Source organism: Pseudomonas sp. GD03862 (assembly GCF_029840855.1).
Taxonomy (GTDB): Bacteria; Pseudomonadota; Gammaproteobacteria; order Pseudomonadales; family Pseudomonadaceae; genus Aquipseudomonas; species Aquipseudomonas alloputida.
This window is the reverse complement of sequence record NZ_JAOCDI010000115.1, coordinates 1-1,108: the sequence shown is the minus strand read 5'-3', so window position 1 is coordinate 1,108 and position 1,108 is coordinate 1. Positions and strand designations below refer to the sequence as shown.

The 1,108-nt window shown below is 60.4% G+C and carries 1 protein-coding gene and 1 pseudogene; both read right to left on the bottom strand.

The window, feature by feature from the left end:
- A partial coding sequence (arsJ, locus tag N5D53_RS27590) for an organoarsenical effux MFS transporter ArsJ (RefSeq protein WP_279841140.1) occupies nucleotides 1–815 on the bottom strand: 815 nt, incomplete at its 3' end.
- A 9-nt stretch (nucleotides 816–824) separates the two neighbouring features.
- Nucleotides 825–1,108 (bottom strand): annotated as a pseudogene (locus N5D53_RS27585) (type I glyceraldehyde-3-phosphate dehydrogenase); the annotation flags it as partial.

Genomic DNA, 1,108 nt, shown 5'->3' with positions numbered 1-1,108 from the left:
GGAGCAAACGACTGGACGATGCCGTAGCCGATGACCCACGCGGCCAAGAAACCGCCGACCAGCCAGAAGTCCCAGCCAAACGTAGAGCTCAGGTACACCGGCAGTGCCACAACAAACCAGACATCCCGCGTACCGAACAAAAACAGCCGTGCGGCCGAGAGAATGTTGATCGCCCGGCTCTTGGACAGCATGTCGCGGAACTTCGGTTTGGCCTTGGCTTTGCCCAAGTCCTTTTTCAGCAGGATCAAGCTGCAGATCCAAATGAGGGCCAAGGCTGCTGCCATGGCCAGCACCGCCAGGGTGAAACCGAGCAGCGCTAGCAATGCTCCCCCGAGGAAGAAACCCACACCTTTGAGGGCGTTTTTCGAGCCCGTTAGGATGGCCACCCATTTGTAGAGGGTGCCTTGCTGGCTGTCCGGTACCAGGAGCTTGATGGAGCTCTTGGCGCTCATCTTGTTCAGGTCCTTGGCGATGCCGGAGAGCGCCTGGGCGGCCATCACCCACGGCACCGTTAGCGAGGCTGCTGGTACCGTGAGCATCAGCAGGGCGACAACCTGCATGCCAAGACCGATGTTCATGGTGCGGTTGAGCCCCAGGCGGGCGCCGAGGTAGCCGCCCACGGGGTTGGTGATCACGCCGAACACTTCGTAGAACAGGAACAGCGCCGCGATCTGCAGCGGCGTGTAGCCCAGCGAATGGAAGTGCAGTACCACCAGCATGCGCAAAGCGCCGTCGGTAAGGGTGAAGGCCCAGTAATTGCCGGTAACCAGCAGGTACTGACGCACTTCCGCAGACAGGGCTGACAACGCCTTCATGATCGCCATTTACTCCGCTGCGCCGACCAGGCGTGCTAGTTCAACCGCACGGTTGGCGTAGCCCCACTCGTTGTCGTACCAGGCGTAGATCTTCACTTGGGTACCGTTGACTACGAGGGTGGACAGCGCATCGATGATCGAGGACCGCGGATCGGTGCGGTAGTCGATGGACACCAAGGGGCGTTCTTCGTAGCCCAGGATGTCCTTCAGCGGTCCTTCGGTTGCGGCTTTCAGCAGCGCGTTGACCTCTTCAGCCGTTGTCTCACGTTCCACTTCGAACACGCAGTCGGTCA